General features: G+C 72.6%; 16 protein-coding genes and 1 tRNA gene. 8 read left to right on the top strand and 9 right to left on the bottom strand.

Annotated features, from left to right (window positions below):
- Positions 1 to 13 precede the first annotated feature (13 nt).
- Both RKD23_RS02895 and RKD23_RS02900 read left to right on the top strand, forming a co-directional pair.
- Entirely contained in the window at positions 14 to 580 is a 567-nt protein-coding gene (locus RKD23_RS02895; RefSeq protein WP_424852130.1) for an NADPH-dependent FMN reductase, read from the top strand.
- Between the two features lie 53 nt (positions 581 to 633).
- The gene (locus RKD23_RS02900) at positions 634 to 1491 is read left to right on the top strand and encodes a GNAT family N-acetyltransferase (protein ID WP_424852131.1); all 858 of its coding nucleotides are present in this window, start codon (positions 634 to 636) and stop codon (positions 1489 to 1491) included.
- On the opposite strand, the gene RKD23_RS02905 is transcribed toward RKD23_RS02900, so the two are convergent.
- The 4 genes from RKD23_RS02905 to RKD23_RS02920 form a co-directional block, all read right to left on the bottom strand.
- Positions 1484 to 1837: a hypothetical protein gene (locus RKD23_RS02905; RefSeq protein ID WP_424852132.1), complete on the bottom strand. Its 354-nt coding sequence runs from the start codon at positions 1835 to 1837 to the stop codon at positions 1484 to 1486. The genes RKD23_RS02900 and RKD23_RS02905 overlap by 8 nt on opposite strands.
- A gap of 101 nt (positions 1838 to 1938) precedes the next feature.
- Entirely contained in the window at positions 1939 to 2940 is a 1002-nt protein-coding gene (locus tag RKD23_RS02910; RefSeq protein ID WP_424852133.1) for an MASE1 domain-containing protein, read from the bottom strand.
- Positions 2941 to 3015: 75 nt separating this feature from the next.
- Positions 3016 to 3828: a PP2C family protein-serine/threonine phosphatase gene (locus tag RKD23_RS02915; RefSeq protein ID WP_424852134.1), complete on the bottom strand. Its 813-nt coding sequence runs from the start codon at positions 3826 to 3828 to the stop codon at positions 3016 to 3018.
- 213 nt (positions 3829 to 4041) lie between these two features.
- The gene (locus tag RKD23_RS02920; RefSeq protein ID WP_424852135.1) at positions 4042 to 5373 is read right to left on the bottom strand and encodes an acyltransferase family protein; all 1332 of its coding nucleotides are present in this window, start codon (positions 5371 to 5373) and stop codon (positions 4042 to 4044) included.
- Between the two features lie 142 nt (positions 5374 to 5515).
- Between RKD23_RS02920 and RKD23_RS02925 the strand changes: the two genes are divergently transcribed.
- The gene (locus RKD23_RS02925; protein ID WP_424852136.1) at positions 5516 to 6316 is read left to right on the top strand and encodes a GNAT family N-acetyltransferase; all 801 of its coding nucleotides are present in this window, start codon (positions 5516 to 5518) and stop codon (positions 6314 to 6316) included.
- 18 nt (positions 6317 to 6334) lie between these two features.
- Here the strand turns inward: RKD23_RS02925 and RKD23_RS02930 are convergent.
- From RKD23_RS02930 to RKD23_RS02940, 3 genes are all read right to left on the bottom strand, one after another.
- Positions 6335 to 6409: transfer RNA gene (locus RKD23_RS02930), tRNA-Trp, on the bottom strand.
- Between the two features lie 25 nt (positions 6410 to 6434).
- Positions 6435 to 7265 (bottom strand): DUF1206 domain-containing protein, encoded by an 831-nt coding sequence (locus RKD23_RS02935; protein WP_424852137.1) that lies wholly within the window; start codon positions 7263 to 7265, stop codon positions 6435 to 6437.
- An 85-nt stretch (positions 7266 to 7350) separates the two neighbouring features.
- Positions 7351 to 8169, bottom strand: coding sequence for a dienelactone hydrolase family protein (locus tag RKD23_RS02940; protein ID WP_424852138.1), 819 nt, complete (start codon positions 8167 to 8169; stop codon positions 7351 to 7353).
- Positions 8170 to 8357: 188 nt separating this feature from the next.
- Here RKD23_RS02940 and RKD23_RS02945 point away from each other — a divergent pair, with 188 nt between their 5' ends.
- Entirely contained in the window at positions 8358 to 9278 is a 921-nt protein-coding gene (locus RKD23_RS02945; protein ID WP_424852139.1) for an NADP-dependent oxidoreductase, read from the top strand.
- Between the two features lie 20 nt (positions 9279 to 9298).
- Here the strand turns inward: RKD23_RS02945 and RKD23_RS02950 are convergent, their stop codons facing one another.
- A complete protein-coding gene (locus tag RKD23_RS02950) occupies positions 9299 to 10030 on the bottom strand; it encodes a FadR/GntR family transcriptional regulator (protein WP_424852140.1) in 732 nt (243 codons plus the stop codon).
- 154 nt (positions 10031 to 10184) lie between these two features.
- Between RKD23_RS02950 and RKD23_RS02955 the strand changes: the two genes are divergently transcribed.
- Genes RKD23_RS02955 through RKD23_RS02965 form a run of 3 tightly spaced genes read left to right on the top strand, consistent with a single transcriptional unit; the run spans position 10185 to position 13202 of the window.
- Entirely contained in the window at positions 10185 to 11507 is a 1323-nt protein-coding gene (locus tag RKD23_RS02955) for an enolase C-terminal domain-like protein (protein WP_424852141.1), read from the top strand.
- Positions 11504 to 12307 carry an SDR family NAD(P)-dependent oxidoreductase gene (locus RKD23_RS02960; RefSeq protein ID WP_424852142.1) on the top strand — a complete coding sequence of 268 codons (804 nt, stop codon included), beginning with the start codon at positions 11504 to 11506 and terminating at the stop codon, positions 12305 to 12307. Before RKD23_RS02955 ends, RKD23_RS02960 begins: the two co-directional genes overlap by 4 nt.
- Positions 12308 to 12329: 22 nt before the next feature.
- The gene (locus RKD23_RS02965; RefSeq protein ID WP_424852143.1) at positions 12330 to 13202 is read left to right on the top strand and encodes an amidohydrolase family protein; all 873 of its coding nucleotides are present in this window, start codon (positions 12330 to 12332) and stop codon (positions 13200 to 13202) included.
- 260 nt (positions 13203 to 13462) lie between these two features.
- Here the strand turns inward: RKD23_RS02965 and RKD23_RS02970 are convergent, their stop codons facing one another.
- Positions 13463 to 14476 carry a LacI family DNA-binding transcriptional regulator gene (locus RKD23_RS02970; protein WP_424852144.1) on the bottom strand — a complete coding sequence of 338 codons (1014 nt, stop codon included), beginning with the start codon at positions 14474 to 14476 and terminating at the stop codon, positions 13463 to 13465.
- Positions 14477 to 14656: 180 nt separating this feature from the next.
- Here RKD23_RS02970 and RKD23_RS02975 point away from each other — a divergent pair, with 180 nt between their 5' ends.
- On the top strand, positions 14657 to 16840 hold the full coding sequence (locus RKD23_RS02975; RefSeq protein ID WP_424852145.1) for a discoidin domain-containing protein: 2184 nt from the start codon (positions 14657 to 14659) through the stop codon (positions 16838 to 16840).
- The last annotated feature ends 57 nt before the right edge of the window (positions 16841 to 16897 follow it).

A 16897-nucleotide genomic window follows, 5' to 3' on the forward strand; every position in this document is an offset into this window, starting at 1 on the left:
GTAAGTTGGGCGAATGCCCGATCTTCCGATGATCCTGCTGCTGTCGGGGAGCCTGCGCAGCGGCTCCACCAATGAGGCCGTGCTGCGCACCGCGCACTCGCTGGCCCCGTCCGTGAAGGTGCGTCCCGTCCTGTACGGCGGTCTCGCGGACCTGCCGCACTTCAACCCCGATGACGACATCGACCTGCTGCCCGCGCCCGTGACCGAGCTGCGCGCGGCGATCGACGCGGCGGCCGGGATCCTGATCTGCACGCCGGAGTACGCCGGGACGCTGCCGGGCTCGTTCAAGAACCTCCTCGACTGGACGGTCGGCGGCACCGAGATCTGCGACAAGCCGACCGCCTGGATCAACGCGGCCGCCCCGGGCCGGGGCCAGGGAGCCGAGGCCACCCTGCGGACCGTACTGGGCTACACCGGCGCCGCCGTGGTGGAGGAGGCCTGCCTGAAGATCCCGGTGGACCGGGCGACGATCGACGGGGCCGGTCTCATCACGGACCCGGATGTACGGCGTCAACTCGCGGACGTGCTGAGCCTGTTGGCGACGTCCGGGACGCGGGAGGCCGTGCCGGAGGACGCGTGACGCCTCGCGGGCGTCGCCTTCCCCTCGGCCGAGGCCTTCAGGGATCATGAGGCATGCACCCGGACGACTGGTACCTCACCGACGACGTCGACGACTTCCTTGCCCGAGCCGGAGACTTCCTGCGCTCGCGCCCCGTTCTGCACAACACGCCGCTGACCGTGTTCGAGAAGCTGCGCACTCACGGGGTGCGGGCCCACGGCGAACAGCCGCCCGTCTTCGGGCGGCTGGAGCGGGCGGGTGAGGTGCAGGCCGTCTTCTACCGCTTTCCGCCCCGGGGACTGAGCGTCACCGCCCTCACCGGCGAGCAGGCCGATGCCCTCGCCGCACACCTGGCCGGACTCGGGCACTCCCTCCCGTCCGTGAGCGGGGACGAGGAGACCGCCGCCGCCTTCGCCGAGGCATGGCAGCGGCACACGGGCGCGACGCCGACGCCGCGCGTGCGGCTCCACCTCTACCGGCTCGGCACGCTCACCCCTCCGGAACCGTTCCCGGCGGGACGGGGCCGGCTGGTGGGCGAGGAGGAGCACGAGCACCTCATGCGGTGGTGCAGGGAGTTCGCCGCGGATGTCGGGGAGGACGTCACCATCGACGCCGGCACCTGGGCGGACACCCGCTTCGCCGAGAAGAGCTACACCTTCTGGGAGACCCCGGACGGCACGCCCGTCGCCATGGCGGGCGTGAACCCGATGGTCGTCGGCATGGTCCGGGTGGACCCCGTCTACACACCGGCCCCTCTGCGCGGCCGCGGCTACGCGGGTGCCGTGACGGTGGCGGTGAGCCGGGCCGCGCTCGCCGCGGGCGCGAAGGAGGTCGTGCTGTACACGAACGCGGCGAACCCGACCAGCAACGCCCTCTATCAGCGCCTCGGTTATGTCCGGGTCGTCGACTGGGCGGCGTACGACTTCAAGTAGCCCGCGACCGGAGGGAGTCGAGCACCTGCCGCTCGACCGGTGAGATCGTCCGCACCTGGACGGGCGAGGCCACGCGCAGCGCCGTCAGCGTGACCTGGGACGGCACCTCCGAGTGGGGCGAAAGGGGGCCGGGCGCCCCGTCATCCCTGTGCGGGCGTGCGTGCGAGGACCCAGTAGCCTCGGGGGCACCTTCTCTGTCGATGGAGCGTCTTCGCGTCCAGCAGCGGACGAAGGCGTCCGGGACGACGTCCTCCGCTTCGGGCAGGTCACCGGTCAGCAGGTACACCTGTCCGATCAGGCGTCTGACGCAGGACGCGTAGAACTCCGCATACTCCTCGTCGGTCAACCGCGCATCTCCTTGGGCTGTGCTGTCACCATCCGTACGCACCTCGGCCCGAGGTCGGTTGACACGCAGTCCAGAGAATTACGTCGCGTGATCGACAGTGATCATTCGGTGTCCCGCTCGTGGGGCGTGGGCGCGCGGCCGAACGACCGTGGGGGCGCGAGTCCGGCGACCACCTCGGTGAGGACGGTGCAGGCCTCCTCGATCTTGCGGTAGGTGGTCTCGCGCTCGGCGACGACGGCCACCAGCAGCAGGGTGCTGAGCGCGGCGGCCCCGTTGAGGCCCTGCAGCACGACCATGTTCTCGACGATGCTGCGGTCGGCGAACGGTCCGAGATCGTGGACGGACGCCACCACCGTGAGCACCGACAGCACCAGCACACACGCGGCGGCGTCGACCAGGCGGGTGCGCAGCGCCGCCCAGATCAGCAGCGGGAAGACCAGGAACAGCAGGTGGAGCGGGCTGTGGGTGACGGTGGTCGTCATGGCTGCCGTGGCGGCCACCAGCACCGCCGCCTCCATCCACTCCCGCAGGCCGGTCTCCCGCAGCGGCAGGGCGGCACGCGCACCGAGCAGCAGGGGCGTGACCACGAGGACGCCCATCACGTCGCCGGTCCACCAGGCGGACCACACCGACCAGAACTCGTCCGAGGCGAGCCCGCCGGTGACGAGCAGCGTCGTGCTGCCCACTCCGGAGCTGATCAGCATCCCGGCGAAGGCTCCGCCGAAGACCAGCGCCAGTCCGTCTCTGAGCCGGTCGAGATCGACCCGGAAGCCGAGACGCCGCAGGAGCAGGTAGGAGAAGAGCGGCCCTGCCGTGTTCCCGGCGGCGATCGCGAGGGCGGCCCAGGTGAGCGGGCCGAGGCTCGCCATGACCAGCAGGGCCCCCAGGGCGATGGCCGGCCAGATCCGCACCCCGAGGAGCAGCAGCGCGGCCAGCGCCACACCGGTGGGCGGCCACAGCGGGGTGATGCGCGCGCCCTCGACGACGACCTGGGCCAGCAGGCCGAGTTTTCCGGTGCCGGCGTACACGAGGGCGACGGCGAGGATCGTGAACCCCGTCGCAGCCGGGCGCCGCAGGCCCACGAAACGCACCACGCAGCCCATCACACGCCCTCCCGGGCCCGGAGCGGGGCGTGACACGCCTGGGGCGCGCCGCTCGTCACCCCGTCGCCGGTCCCCTCACGTGGCGCCCAGCACCAGCACCGCCGCGTCGTCGGTGTGGCCGGTCAGCTCGGCCACCTCGATGATCCGCGCCGCGAGCACATCGGGATCGCTGCCCGCGCCCGCCCGGGCGATGGCCAGCACCTGCTGCAGTCCGGACTCGATCGGGAAGGCCGGTCCTTCCAGCACACCGTCGGTCACCATGACGATCACGCCCTGGGCGGGCAGCCGGTGGCGGGTGACCGGGAAGCTCGCGCCGGCCACCACGCCCAGCGGGACGCCCCCTTCGTCCTCGACGATGCCGCCGCGCCCGTCGACCGCCGCCCAGACGGTGGGGACATGTCCGGCCCGGGCGGTGAGGACCTCGCCCGTGCCCGGGTCGAAGCGCAGGAAGCTGCAGGTCGCGAAGAGGCCGCAGTCCATCGACATCAGCAGGTCGTTCGTGCGGCTGAGCACCTCTCCGGGGTCGGTGGTGAACGCGGCCACCGCGCGCAGCCCTATGCGTATCTGCCCCATGAAGGCCGCCGCCTCCACGTCGTGGCCCTGGACGTCCCCTACGGAGAACGCCAGCGACCCGTCCGGCAGCCGGAACGCGTCGTACCAGTCGCCGCCGATGTCCAGTCCGGACCGGGCGGGCGCGTAGCGGGCGGCCGCCCGCAGTCCGGGCACCTCGGGGAGGCAGCCGGGCAGCATCTCGCGTTGCAGCACCTCGGCCAGCTCCAGCCGGGCCCGGTGCAGCTCCGTCCGCTCCAGCGCCTGCGTGGTGAGCCGGTTCAGCTCGCTCAGCAGGGTGTCGGCTTTCAGCGGCCGACGGAAACGATGACGGAACATGGGCCCTCCGAGGCGCTCCGGCCATGAGCCACCGCGCGAGGACCACGCGACCGGCGGGAACGCCTTCATCCACAGCCGATCGTAGTGCCGGGACCCGCCCGGGCGCCTATCGAGAGAGGTGATCGAGTCCCCTCTGCCCCGAGGACCCGTCGGCAAGGTCCCAGCCGGTGCAGCTACCTGGGGGCGCGGGCGAAGTCCTCGCCGGCGAGGTCTCTACGAACGGCCCGCCCGTTCCACCAGGAACCAGCCCGCGAGCCCCATCGCGACGGCCACCGGGGCGGACACCTGGACGGCGACGAGCGTGGCCGTGTGACCCTCCAGGAGGCCGCCGAAGCCGGTCATCGACAGCCCGAGGACACCGAACAGCGCCAGAGTGATGCCGAGCGCGGCGAGATGCCGGTTCCCTCCGCCGGAGCCAGAGGCACCCGCGCGGGCCGCCGCGACGGCGGGCGGCTGCTCGAAGCGGCGGAAGAGGGTCACCAGCAGCGCGGTCAGGGCGGCCGCGGCGGCGAGCCGGACGGGGACCTGGGCCCACCAGGCGGCCGACGCGGGCTGCGGGAGCCGTATGCCGAGGGCGAGCAGGGTGCCGTACACGCCGAGCATCGCCGTCAGGTGCCACAGGAACGCTGTCATCGCGACCCCGTTCGCGGCGACGACCGCGCGCCACACGCGTGCCCGGGCGGTGAACCGGGCGCCGGGGCGCTTCAGCAGCTCGACCGCGCCGACCAGCCACAGGCCGTGGCAGAGCAGGGCGAGCGTCGGCGGGGCCATGTTGGACACCTTCTCGCCGGGCATGCCGACCATGGACAGCGGGTACGGCCCGAACCCGACGAGCAGCGCCGCGCCCACGAGGCCGACGGCGGCGAGGAGGGCGGGGCGGCGGATGAGGCCGTCGGCGCGCAGGAAGCCCAGCTGGTGGATCGCCAGCCAGACCAGGCCGAAGTTCAGGAACGCGACGTACGGCACACCGGCCGCGAACCGCAGCACGTCCACCAGGACCGCGCCCCCGACCAGGGCGGCGAAGGCGCCCCACCCCCAGCGGCCGTGCAGCCGCAGCAGCGGCGGGGTGAAGGCCACCATCGCGAGGTAGATGCCGATGAACCACAGCGGCTGGGCGACGAGCCGGAGAGCGACGCCGGTCAGACCGTCGTCCGCGCCGAGCAGTTGGACGGCGAGCGCGAGGGCGCTCCAGGCGCCGATGAAGACCATCGTGGGCCGCAGCAGCCGCTGCAGCCGGGCGCGCAGGAACACCGCGTACTGCGGCCGCGACCGGTGGGCGAGCGCGTGCGAGAAACCGCCGACGAAGAAGAAGACCGGCATGACCTGGAGGGCCCAGGTGAGGATCTGCAGGCCGGGCACGACGGCGAGCAGGTTACCGACCTCCCCGTCAGGGGTGACGGCGGCCATCAGCCAGTGCCCGAGGACGACGACCGTGAGCGAGGCGACCCGCAGCAGGTCGACATAGCGGTCCCTAGACGCGGGGGTGGCGGCGGCCAGCTCCCGGACGCTGCTGCCGTGGCTCGCTCGGCTTGCGATGATTCCCATGCGAGGACGGTGCCGCGCGCCCGGTGGCCGACGTCAGCGCTCGGATACTCAACTTGCGTCTGAGTACGACGCCGCCGGCGTCCGGGGCATATCGTGACTCGGGGTCATCTCCCCTTCACACGCGACCACTTGAGAGGTCTGGATGCCTGAACTCGCGGATGCCGTCGAATCGGTGGAGCAGCTCGCCGTCGTGTGGCGCGCCATGGTGCTCGACCGGGATGCCGCCGCGGATGTGCGCGACCTTCCGGGCGTCGCCGTCCGGTGGGCCGACTCCCGGTTCGCGTTCTGGAACTGCCTCACGCTGACGGAGGTCGGCGTGGACGCGGGGTTGGTGGAGCGGCGTCTTGGCGAGGCGGCGGACATCATGCGCGCGAAACGCCGTCCTGGTTTCCTGTGGGTCTTCGACGATCTCCTCGAAGGCGAGGCGCGCGCGGAGCTGGACTCGGCGGCCGAGCGGGCGGGCCTGGTGTACGCCTTCCCCGGCACCGGCATGGCGGGAGATCTGCTGCCGCTGCCCGAGCCGGCCCATCCCGAGCTGACGTTCGTCCGCGTGAGCACCGACGCACACCTGCGCGCGTACGCCGACCTGAACTCGCGTGCCTACGGCTTCCCGCTGGAGGACGGCCGGGACGGACTCGCGGGCTCGGCGCTGTGGAAGGAGCAGGTGTACGCCTACCTGGGCCTGCGTGACGGCGTTCCCGTGACCTGCGCGGCGACGGTCGAGGCGGAGGGCCGGCTGTTCGTCGTGCTGGTCGCGACCGACCCGGACTTCGAACGCCGGGGCTACGGCGAGGCGGTGACCCGCAAGGCCCTCTACGAGGGGGCCCGGGCGACCGGCCTGACCCGCGCCACCCTGCACGCGACCGCTGCCGGGGCGCCGGTGTACCCGCGCATCGGCTTCGTACCGAACTCGCCGATCCGCTTCTACGGCCTCAAGTCCTGACCCCGAGTGCGGGAAGGGCGGAGCCGACCGGATTCGAACCGGCGTCCTCACGGTTTTGGAGACCGCGCGCGACGACCTCTGCGCTACGACCCCGCCCGGTCGGCCACCCTACCGTCGCTCACACTTTGCGCCACTTGGCCTGCCCGAAGGAGAACGCGCCGAACAGCGCGAGTCCGGCGGCGAGGGCGACGAGGAGCCAGGGGCCGGCCGGGGTGTGGGCGAAGGAGCGGATCGTGTCGTCCATGCCCTTGGCCTTGTCCGGGTCGAAGGCGATGGCCGCCTGCAGGCCGAAGACGCCGACCGCGGCGACGACGAGCCCGCGGGCGACGCCGCCGGCCACGCCCGTGAGGTCCATGAAGCGGCGCTGGTTGTGGGACATGCCGGCCCACGCCAGGTGTTTGCGGTACTTGCGCAGGAGGGCCCGGCCCCCGATCCACACGCCCGCGGCGATGACGCCCGCGGCCACCAGCCCCACCCACCAGGGCCCGCCGGGCAGGCCGAGCAGCCGGCGGGTGATGTCCTGGCTCTGCCGGTCGGTCGAGCCCGCGCCGCTGCCCCGGCCGCCTGCCGCGAAGGACAGCACGAGGAAGGACGTGACGCCGTAGAAGACGCATCGGGCCGCGGCCATGAGGCGCTTCGCCACGCGCTCGCCCTTGGGTCCGCCGGTGCCGAGGACGGCTTCCGACAGCCGCCACAGGGCCATTCCGGCCAGGCCGATGCCGAGGGCCCACAGGAGTCCGGCTCCGAACGGCGTCGCGGCGACATCCGCCAGGGCTCCGCCCCGGTCGGCCTGCTCATGGGTGTCCGTCAGGGCGATGCGTACCGCCAGCGCCGCGACGAGCAGGTACAGCACGCCCCGCGCGACGAAGCCCGCCCGGGCGCCTGCCCGGACGGCGTCCGTGCGGGCCGCTCGTCTCGCCACGGTCGTGGACGTCCCCGCTGTGGTCATGTGTGGTCACTCCCCTCGGCTCCGGTCAGCCGGGTGCCCGCGTCCTGGGCGGCCGAACCCTCGCCTGCGTGAGTGCTCTCGCATGTCAGGAAGTCAGCAGGCGCTCCCGCAGATGCTCCAGGACCCGGTCGAGGGCCTGGCGGGTGGGCTGGCCGGGCTCGTCGACCAGGTGCTCGGTGAGAGCCGAGTGCGGGGGCGTGACGGCGTCCGGTGCGGCGGCGCTGTCGTCGAGCTCGATGCCGACGAACGCCTCGCCGAGCTGCTCCCGCAGCAGCGCGAAGCGGTCGCCCGGGACGAGCCGGTCGCCACGGAAGCGCACGCCGAGCACGGTCAGGCCGGCCTCGCAGCGCTGCCGTACGGCCCGCAGGTCGGCCGGGGAGATGTCCAGGGAGCGGCGGTTGCGGGCGGTGACGGCGAGCGGCAGGGACGGCTGGCAGAGCACCGGCGCGAGGAGGCGTTCGTCGGTGGCCATCGCGAGGGCGTAGCCGCCGGTGAAGCACATGCCGACGGCGCCGACGCCCGGGCCTCCGCACCGCTTGTGTTCGTGCACCGCGAGCGCGCGCAGCCAGGTGACGACGGGAGAGGTCCGCCCGGCGGCGAACACGGTGAACTCATCGCTGACGCAGATACGGCCGACGGCGCGCAGGCCCGTCAGCGCGGTGCCGGCCCAGCCGTGCGCGGCCGGGTCCGGATCGCGTCCGGCGATGCCGAACAGGTCCGGCAGGACCACCGTGCAGCCCAGATCGCGGACCCGGCGGGCGAAGCGGGCCACCTTCGGGGTGATGCCCGGGATCTCGGCCATGACGATCACCGCGGGTCCTGTACCGGACCGCAGTACCCCGTGCGAGCGGCCCGCGTGCGTGAACCGCTCCCGGGTGAAGTCCTTCAGTGGATCGTCGGCCACAGGTCCTCCTGGCTCCGGCCTCGCCCGGTCGTCCTCCACAGCGACCTGGATCCTACTGCCAAGTAACCGGCGGGACAGCGGCTTTGCCGCAACGCGCGGGGCCGAGGCGCCGCACCCCGCGCCGCGTACCGGCGTGTGATGTACTCGATCTTCCTTGGTGCCTACAGCCGTCCTCAGGAGGTCTGTACATGCGCGCGGTCACGTACGACGCCTACGCCCCGGACAACTCCCGGCTGCGCCTCGGAGAGGTGCCCGACCCCAAGGTCGCTCCCGGGCAGGTGCTCATCCAGGTCCGGGCGGCCGGGGTCAATCCCGTGGACTGGAAGATCATGACGGGCGGGCTCGACGGCATGATGGACACGGTCTTCCCCGCCATCCCCGGCTGGGACGTCGCCGGAGTCGTCACCGGGACGGGCCCTGACGCACCGGAGTTCGCCGTCGGGGCGGAGGTGATGGCGTACGCCCGTAAGCACGTGGTCCACGCGGGAACGTTCGCGGAGTACGTCGCCGTCGACGCGTCGGCAGTGGCCCACAAGCCGGCCGGGCTGGACTGGGCGCAGGCCGGCGGGCTGCCACTGGCGGGGCTGACCGCGCTGCGCACGCTGGACCGGATGGACGTCGGGGCGGACGACACGCTGCTGGTGCACGGGGCCTCGGGCGGTGTGGGCAGCCTGGGCGTGCAACTCGCCGTGGACCGGGGCGCGCGGGTGATCGGCACGGCGTCCGAGCGCAATCACGACTTCCTGCGGGGTCTGGGCGCGGAGCCGGTCGCGCACGGCGACGGTCTGGCAGAGCGGGTACGCGCGCTGGCCCCCGACGGGGTGTCGGCCGTCGCCGACTTCGTCGGCGGGCAGCTGGAGGCGACCCTGGCCGTGCTGGCGCCGGGCGGCCGCCACGCCTCGGTGGCGGACCCTTCGGTGCAGCAGCACGGCGGCTCGTGGATCTGGGTGCGCCCCGACGGCGGGAAGCTGGCGGAGCTGGCGGCCCTGGTCGAGCGGGGCGCGTTGACGGTGGAGGTCGCCGAGACCTTTCCGCTGGAGTCCGTGGGGGCCGCGTTCGACGCGAGCCGGACCGGCCGCACCCGGGGCAAGCTGGTGATCACGCCCTGAGCCCCGCTCGGCGGGAGCGTTCAGTCCTTGGCGCCCGGGTCGGGGGCGCAGGGCATCGGGGGCAGGGCGGAGTCCGCTGAACCGAGGGTGTCGCGCAGCCACTGTTCGACGCCGGCGAGGTGCACGGTGGCCCAGGCCTGGGCGAGTTCGGGCCGGCGGGCGGCGATGGCGTCGCAGATGGCGCGATGCTGTTCCACGGTCCGGGCCACGGCGCCCTCCTCGGTGAGGCCCCGCCAGATCCGGGCCCGGACGGTGGGACCGCTCAGGCCTTCGAGCAGGGAGCACAGCACCGTGTTGCCGGCGCCGGCGGCGAGCCTGCGGTGGAACTCCAGGTCGTTGGCGATCAGTTCGTCGAGTCCCGCGTCGGCGGGGAGGCTGTCGAGGACCGCACGCAGCCGCGCGATCTCCTCGTCGGGCATCACCCGGGCGGCCACGCCCGCGGCATGTGTCTCCAGGATCCGGCGGACCTCCAGGAACTCCAGCACGGTGTCGTCCTGGTGGAAGTCGACGACGAATCCGAGGGCCTCCAGCAGCAGCCCGGGCTCCAGGCTCGTCACATAGGTGCCGTCGCCCTGGCGGACGTCCAGGACCCGGATCAGCGACAGCGCCTTCACCGCCTCCCGCAGCGAGTTGCGGGACAGCCCCAGCCGCTCGGCGAGGTCGGCCTCCTTCGGCAGCCGCGTACCGGGGCGCAGCTCGCCGCCGACGATCATCTCCTTGATCTTCTCGATCGCCTCGTCGGTGACCGGCATCTTGACCTCCCTATGGTTTCAGGTCATCGGATGTCTTTCCCCTGAACTCCCTTCTTGCCTCCCCGCATTGCCCGACCCTAAAGTCCTTCCGCAGAAGATACATCGGATCTATCGGCTGTCCGGGAAGTGTCCGCACCTCTCAAGGAGAAGGCCCGTGACCGCGCGGATCACCGCACTCGACACCTACGACATCCGCTTCCCCACCTCCCGGGAACTCGACGGCTCGGACGCCATGAACCCGGACCCCGACTACTCGGCGGCCTATGTGGTGCTGCGTACCGACGAGCCCGGGGGCCCCGAGGGGCACGGCTTCACGTTCACCATCGGCCGAGGCAACGACGTGCAGGTCGCCGCCATCGACGCCCTGCGCGAGCATATGATCGGCCGGAGCGTGGCCGAGGTGTGCGCCGACCCGGCCACGCTCAGCCGCGCGATGACCGGTGACAGCCAGTTGCGCTGGCTCGGCCCCGAGAAGGGCGTGATGCACATGGCGATCGGGGCCGTGGTCAACGCCGTGTGGGACCTGGCCGCCAAGCGCGAAGGCAAGCCGTTGTGGCTGCTGCTGGCGGACGCCGATCCCGAGTGGCTGGTCTCCCAGGTGGACTTCCGCTACCTCACGGACGCGCTCACCGAGCCGGAGGCCCTGGAGCTGCTGCGGGCCGGCCGTGCGGGCCGCGCCGAGCGGGAGGAACTCCTGCGCGGGCGTGGGTATCCCGCGTACACGACCTCCCCCGGCTGGCTCGGCTACTCCGACGAGAAGCTGACCCGCCTCGCCCATGAGGCGCTCGCGGACGGCTTCACGCAGATCAAGCTGAAGGTCGGGGCCGACCTCGACGACGACGTACGGCGCTGCCGGGCGGCCCGGGCGGCGATCGGCCCGGACATCCGGATGGCGCTGGACGCCAACCAGCGCTGGGGCGTTGCCGAGGCCGTCGAGTGGACGAAGGCGCTCAGCGAGTTCGACCCGTACTGGATCGAGGAGCCGACCAGCCCCGACGACGTGCTGGGACACGCGGCGGTACGGCGGGCGGTGGCCCCGGTGAAGGTGGCCACGGGCGAGCATGTGCACAACCGCGTCGTCTTCAAGCAGTTGCTCCAGGCTGAGGCGATCGACGTCCTCCAGCTGGACGCCACCCGGGTCGGTGGGGTCAACGAGAACCTGGCGATCCTGCTGCTGGCCGCCAGATTCGGGGTGCCGGTGTGCCCGCACGCGGGAGGGGTCGGCCTGTGCGAACTGGTGCAGCATCTGGCGATGTTCGACCATCTCGCCCTGTCGGGCACCACCGAGGACCGCGTCATCGAGTACGTCGACCATCTGCACGAGCACTTCGTGAGCCCGGTGGTCGTCGAGGGCGGCCACTACCGGGCGCCTCTCAGTCCCGGTTTCTCGGCCGAGATGCACCCGGCGTCACTCGCCGAGTACCGCTATCCGGACGGGGAGTTCTGGACCGCTTCCGGGGAAGGACGGACGGCATGACGACGGAGGATCTGCGGGGCCTGCGGGCCCTCGTCACCGGCGGCGGCTCGGGCATCGGCCGCGCCACCACCGTACTTCTGCTCGCCCGCGGGGCACGGGTGGCCGTGCTCGACCTGGACCCGGCCGGCGCCGCGCCCGGCTTCACCGCCGACCTCGATCCGGACCCGGCCGGCGCCGCACTCGGCTTCACCGCCGACCTCAGCGACGACACCTCCGTACGCCAGGCCGTCGCCGCGGCCGGGGACGCCCTCGGCGGACTGGACATCCTGGTCAACAACGCGGGCATCGGGGCGGCCGGCACCGTCGAGGACAACCCGGACGAGGAGTGGCACCGGGTGCTCGACGTGAACCTCCTGGGCGTCGTCCGCACCACCCGGGCCGCGCTGCCGCTGCTGCGCCGCTCGCGGCAGGCCGCGATCGTCAACACGTGCTCCATCGCCGCCACGGCAGGGCTGCCGCAGCGGGCGCTGTACTCGGCGAGCAAGGGCGCGGTGCTCTCGCTGACCCTGGCGATGGCGGCCGACCACATCGGGGAGGGCATCCGCGTGAACTGCGTCAACCCCGGGACCGTGGACACGCCTTGGGTGGGCCGGCTGCTCGACGCCGCCGAGGACCCCGCGTCCGAGCGGGCCGCGCTCGAAGCGCGGCAGCCCACCGGGCGCCTGGTCAGTCCCGACGAGGTCGCCGCCGCCATCGTCTACCTGGCCGGTCCGGCCGCCGGTTCGGTGACCGGCACCGCGCTCGCCGTGGACGGCGGAATGGCCGGGCTGCGGCTGCGGCCCCGGGCCGTCTCAAACTGACGCACCGGGGAGCTGTGCGCGGATGCGGATGATCGACGCCCACCACCATGTCTGGGACCTCGCCGTCAGGGACCAGGACTGGATCACCGGACCTGAACTGGCCCCGCTGCGACGCGACTTCTCGCTGGCCGACCTGGCCCCCGAGGCGGCGGCGGCCGGGGTGTCCGCGAGTGTGCTGGTGCAGACGGTGACGGTGGCCGAGGAGACTCCGGAGCTCCTGCGGCTCGCCGCCGGCAGCACGCTCGTGGCGGGGGTGGTCGGCTGGACGGACCTGACCGATCCGGCCGTCGCCGAACGGCTGGCCGAACTGCGTGAACTGCCGGGCGGGCACGCGCTGGTGGGCGTACGTCACCAGGTGCAGTCGGAGCCGGACCCGCGCTGGCTGCTGCGGCCGGACGTGCTGCGCGGACTGCGGGCGGTGGCCGCGGCGGGACTCGTCCACGACCTGGTGGTGCTGCCCCACCAGTTGCCCGCGGCGGTCGACGCGGCCCGTGCCGTACCGGACCTCGTCTTCGTCCTCGACCACCTCGGCAAGCCGCCCGTCGCCACCGGCGTCCTCGAACCCTGGGCCACCGACCTGCGCGCTCTCGCCGCCCTGCCCAACACCGCGGCCAAGCTGTCCGGCCTGGTCACCGAGGCCGACCTCGCGCACTGGACCTCCGCCGACCTGCGCCCGTACGCCCGGCTCGCCCTGGAGCACTTCGGCGCCGAGCGGCTGATGTTCGGCTCGGACTGGCCGGTGTGCACCCTGGCCGCCGACTACGGCCGGGTCGTCGCCACCGCCCGCGAACTGACCGACGACCTCGGCCCCATGGAGCGCGCGGCGGTCTTCGGCGGCACGGCGGCCCGCGTCTACGGCCTCGCTCCCCTGACCCCGCGACCTTCGGCGGTGTGACGGCCGACGAAATCGCGTCCACGACCTCTCTGCCCAGCCCCCGCGACCTCCGCCGACGTGACGGCCGACGAGGCCGCGTCTACAACCTCACTTCCCCGGTCCCCGCGCCCTCCGGCAGCGTGACGGCCGACGAAATCGCGTCCACGACCCCTCTCCCCAGCCCCCGCCACCTCCGGCCGCGTGACGGCCGACGAAATCGCCTCCACGACCCCTCTCCCCAGCCCCCGCCACCTCCGGCCGCGTGACGGCCGGCAAGGCCGTCAGGCCGACTCCCGCACCACCAGCACCGGTTCGAACAGCGCCGACGTCTCGGCGGCCCCCCGCAGTTGATCGAGCAGCAGCCGCGCCATCGCCGCGGCCATCTCCTCCACCGGCTGGCGTACGGTGGTCAGCGGGGGCCGGCACTCCGTCGCGGCGCCCGAGTCGTCGAAGCCCACCACGGCCACCTCTCCGGGCACGGACACCCCCTGCTCGCGCAGGTACTGGCAGGCGCCCTGGGCCATCAGGTCGTTCGCGGCGAACACCCCGTCGAGTCCGGGGTGTTCCCGCAGGAGGCGGGCCATCGCCTGGCGGCCGCTCGCCATGGTGAACAGCCCTCGCACGACGGGCACGTCCTCGATGCCCGCCGCCGCCAGGGCGGCACGGAAGCCGGCCAGGCGTTCCCGGGCGGCCGGCGCCGACACGGGCGCGGCGATGGTGGCCGGGCGGCGTCGGCCGAGGGCGAGCAGATGCCCGGCGGCCAACCGCGCGCCCGCCTCGTTGTCGAGGTCCACGAACCCGGTGCGCACCCCGTCCCGCGGGCGGCCGAAGAGCACGGTCGGGACACCCGCCGTCACCAGCATCGCCGGCAGCGGGTCGCCCACGTCGAGGGACACCACCAGCGCCCCGTCGGCGGCGCCCTGCCGCAGATACTCCAGCACCTGCCCCCGGGCGTCGTCCGACTCCGCCACCAGCAGGACCGGCTGGACGCCCCGCTCGCGCAGCGAGGCCACCGCGCCGTCGACCACCCGCCCGAAGAAGGGGTCGGCGAAGACCCGGGCGGCGAAGGCCTCGCCCACGGCGGAGAGCACGAGGGCCACCGCGCCGGTGCGGCGCGTCACCAGCGACCTGGCGGCCCGGTTGGGGGTGTAGCCGGTCCGGTCGATGGCCCGGCGCACCGCGCGCTGGATCTCCGGGTCCACATTGCGGACACCGTTGACCACGCGCGAGACGGTCGCGCGGGACACCCCGGCCTGCCGCGCGACGTCCTCCAGGGTCGGTCCCCTCTTCGTCACGCAGGCACCCTAACGGGCTGTCGCCGAGCGAGTACGCGCAGGTGCCCGTCCTCGATCTCTGGCGACTTAAGCCAAGTCAAAAGAAAAGTACGACACGACGCTTGACCGTTCATCAACAAGGCGGGCAAGGTGCCGGAGAGCGCTCTCCAGTTCCCGCACGGTCAACACCTAGGAGCCCCCATGCCTTCAGTCGGGACACCGCCGGCCCTCCGGCGTTCCACCCCGGCAACCAGACGCGCCACCGCCGGCGCGCTGGTCTCCTCCCTGATCGGCACCCTGCTCGCCCTCGGCCCGGCCGGCGCGGCACACGCCGACCCCGTCCTGCTCTCCCAGGGCCGTACCGCCACCGCCTCCTCCACCGAGGGCGCGGCCTTCGCCCCCTCAGCCGCCGTCGACGGCAACCTCACGAGCACCCGCTGGGCCAGCCAGTGGACCGACAACCAGTGGTTCCAGGTCGACCTCGGCCGGTCCGTCGACATCAGCCGGATCGTCCTGACCTGGGAGGCCGCGTACGGCAAGGCGTACGACATCCGGCTCTCCGACAACGGCACCGACTGGCGCACCGTCAGGTCGGTCACCGCGGGCGACGGAGGCACCGACGACCTCACCCTGACCGGCACCGGCCGCTACGTCCGCCTCCAGGGCATCACCCGCGGCACTGGGTACGGCTACTCCCTGTGGGAGTTCCAGGTCTACGGCGGCGGTGACACCACCCAACTGCCGGGCGGCGGCGACCTCGGACCCAACGTCCATGTCATCGACCCCTCGACGCCGGACATCCAGGGCAAGCTGGACGCGGTGTTCCGCGAGCAGGAGTCGGCCCAGTTCGGCACCGGACGGCACGCGTTCCTGTTCAAGCCGGGCACGTACAACAACCTCAACGCCCAGATCGGCTTCTACACCCAGATCGCGGGCCTCGGCCTGAGGCCCGACGACACGCTGATCAACGGCGACGTCACCGTCGACGCGGGCTGGTTCAACGGCAACGCCACGCAGAACTTCTGGCGTTCGGCGGAGAACCTCGCGGTCAACCCGGTCAACGGCACCGACCGCTGGGCCGTCTCCCAGGCCTCCTCCTTCCGCCGGATGCACATCAAGGGCGGGCTGAACCTCGCCCCGAACGGCTACGGCTGGGCCAGCGGCGGCTATATCGCCGACTCGAAGGTCGACGGACAGATCGGCAACTACTCGCAGCAGCAGTGGTACACCCGGGACAGCTCCATCGGCGGCTGGTCCAACTCGGTCTGGAACCAGGTCTTCTCGGGCGTCGCGGGCGCCCCGGCCACCGGCTTCCCCGAGCCGCGCTACACCACGCTCGACACCACCCCCGTCTCACGCGAGAAGCCGTTCCTCTACCTCGACGGCAACGAGTACAAGGTCTTCGCGCCCGCGCTGCGCACCAACGCCCGCGGCACGACCTGGGAGTCGGGCACCCCGCAGGGCCAGTCCATCCCCCTCAGCAGCTTCTACGTGGTCAAGCCCGGCACCACCGCGGCCACCATCAACCAGGCTCTCGCGCAGGGACTGCACCTGCTGTTCACGCCCGGCGTCTACCACGTCGACCGGACGATCGAGGTCAACCGGCCCGGCACCGTCGTCCTGGGTCTCGGCCTCGCGACGATCGTCCCGGACAACGGCGTGACCGCGCTGCGCGTCGCCGACGTCGACGGAGTGCGCCTGGCGGGCCTGCTGATCGACGCGGGCACGGTCAACTCGCCCACACTTCTGGAGGTCGGCCCGCAGAACGCGTCCGCCGACCACGCCGCCAACCCGACCACCGTCCAGGACGTGTACATCCGCATCGGCGGCGCGGGCCCCGGCAAGGCCACCACCAGCATGGTCGTCAACAGCGACGACACCATCGTCGACCACACCTGGGTCTGGCGCGCCGACCACGGCCAGGGCGTCGGCTGGGACACCAACCGCGCCGACTACGGCGTCCGCGTCAACGGCGACGACGTCCTGGCCACCGGCCTGTTCGTGGAGCACTTCAACAAGTACGACGTGGAGTGGTACGGCGAGCGCGGCCGCACGATCTTCTTCCAGAACGAGAAGGCCTACGACGCCCCGAACCAGGCCGCCATCCAGAACGGCGGCACCAAGGGCTACGCGGCCTACCGGGTGGACGACGCGGTCGACACCCATGAGGGCTGGGGCATGGGCAGCTACTGCTACTACAACGTGGACCCGACGATCCGTCAGGACCACGGCTTCAAGGCGCCGGTGAAGCCCGGCGTGAAGTTCCACAGCCTGCTGACCGTCTCACTGGGCGGCAACGGCCACTTCAACCACGTCATCAACGACACCGGCGCCCCCACCGAGGGCACCGCGACCGTCCCGTCGACCGTCGTCTCCTACCCCTGACGGTCCCGGCCGGGTCACGCGCCCCACGCGTGTGACCCGGCCCCCGTGGAGCGGGCC

The organism is Streptomyces sp. SAI-170 (assembly GCF_049739565.1).
GTDB lineage: Bacteria > Actinomycetota > Actinomycetes > Streptomycetales > Streptomycetaceae > Streptomyces.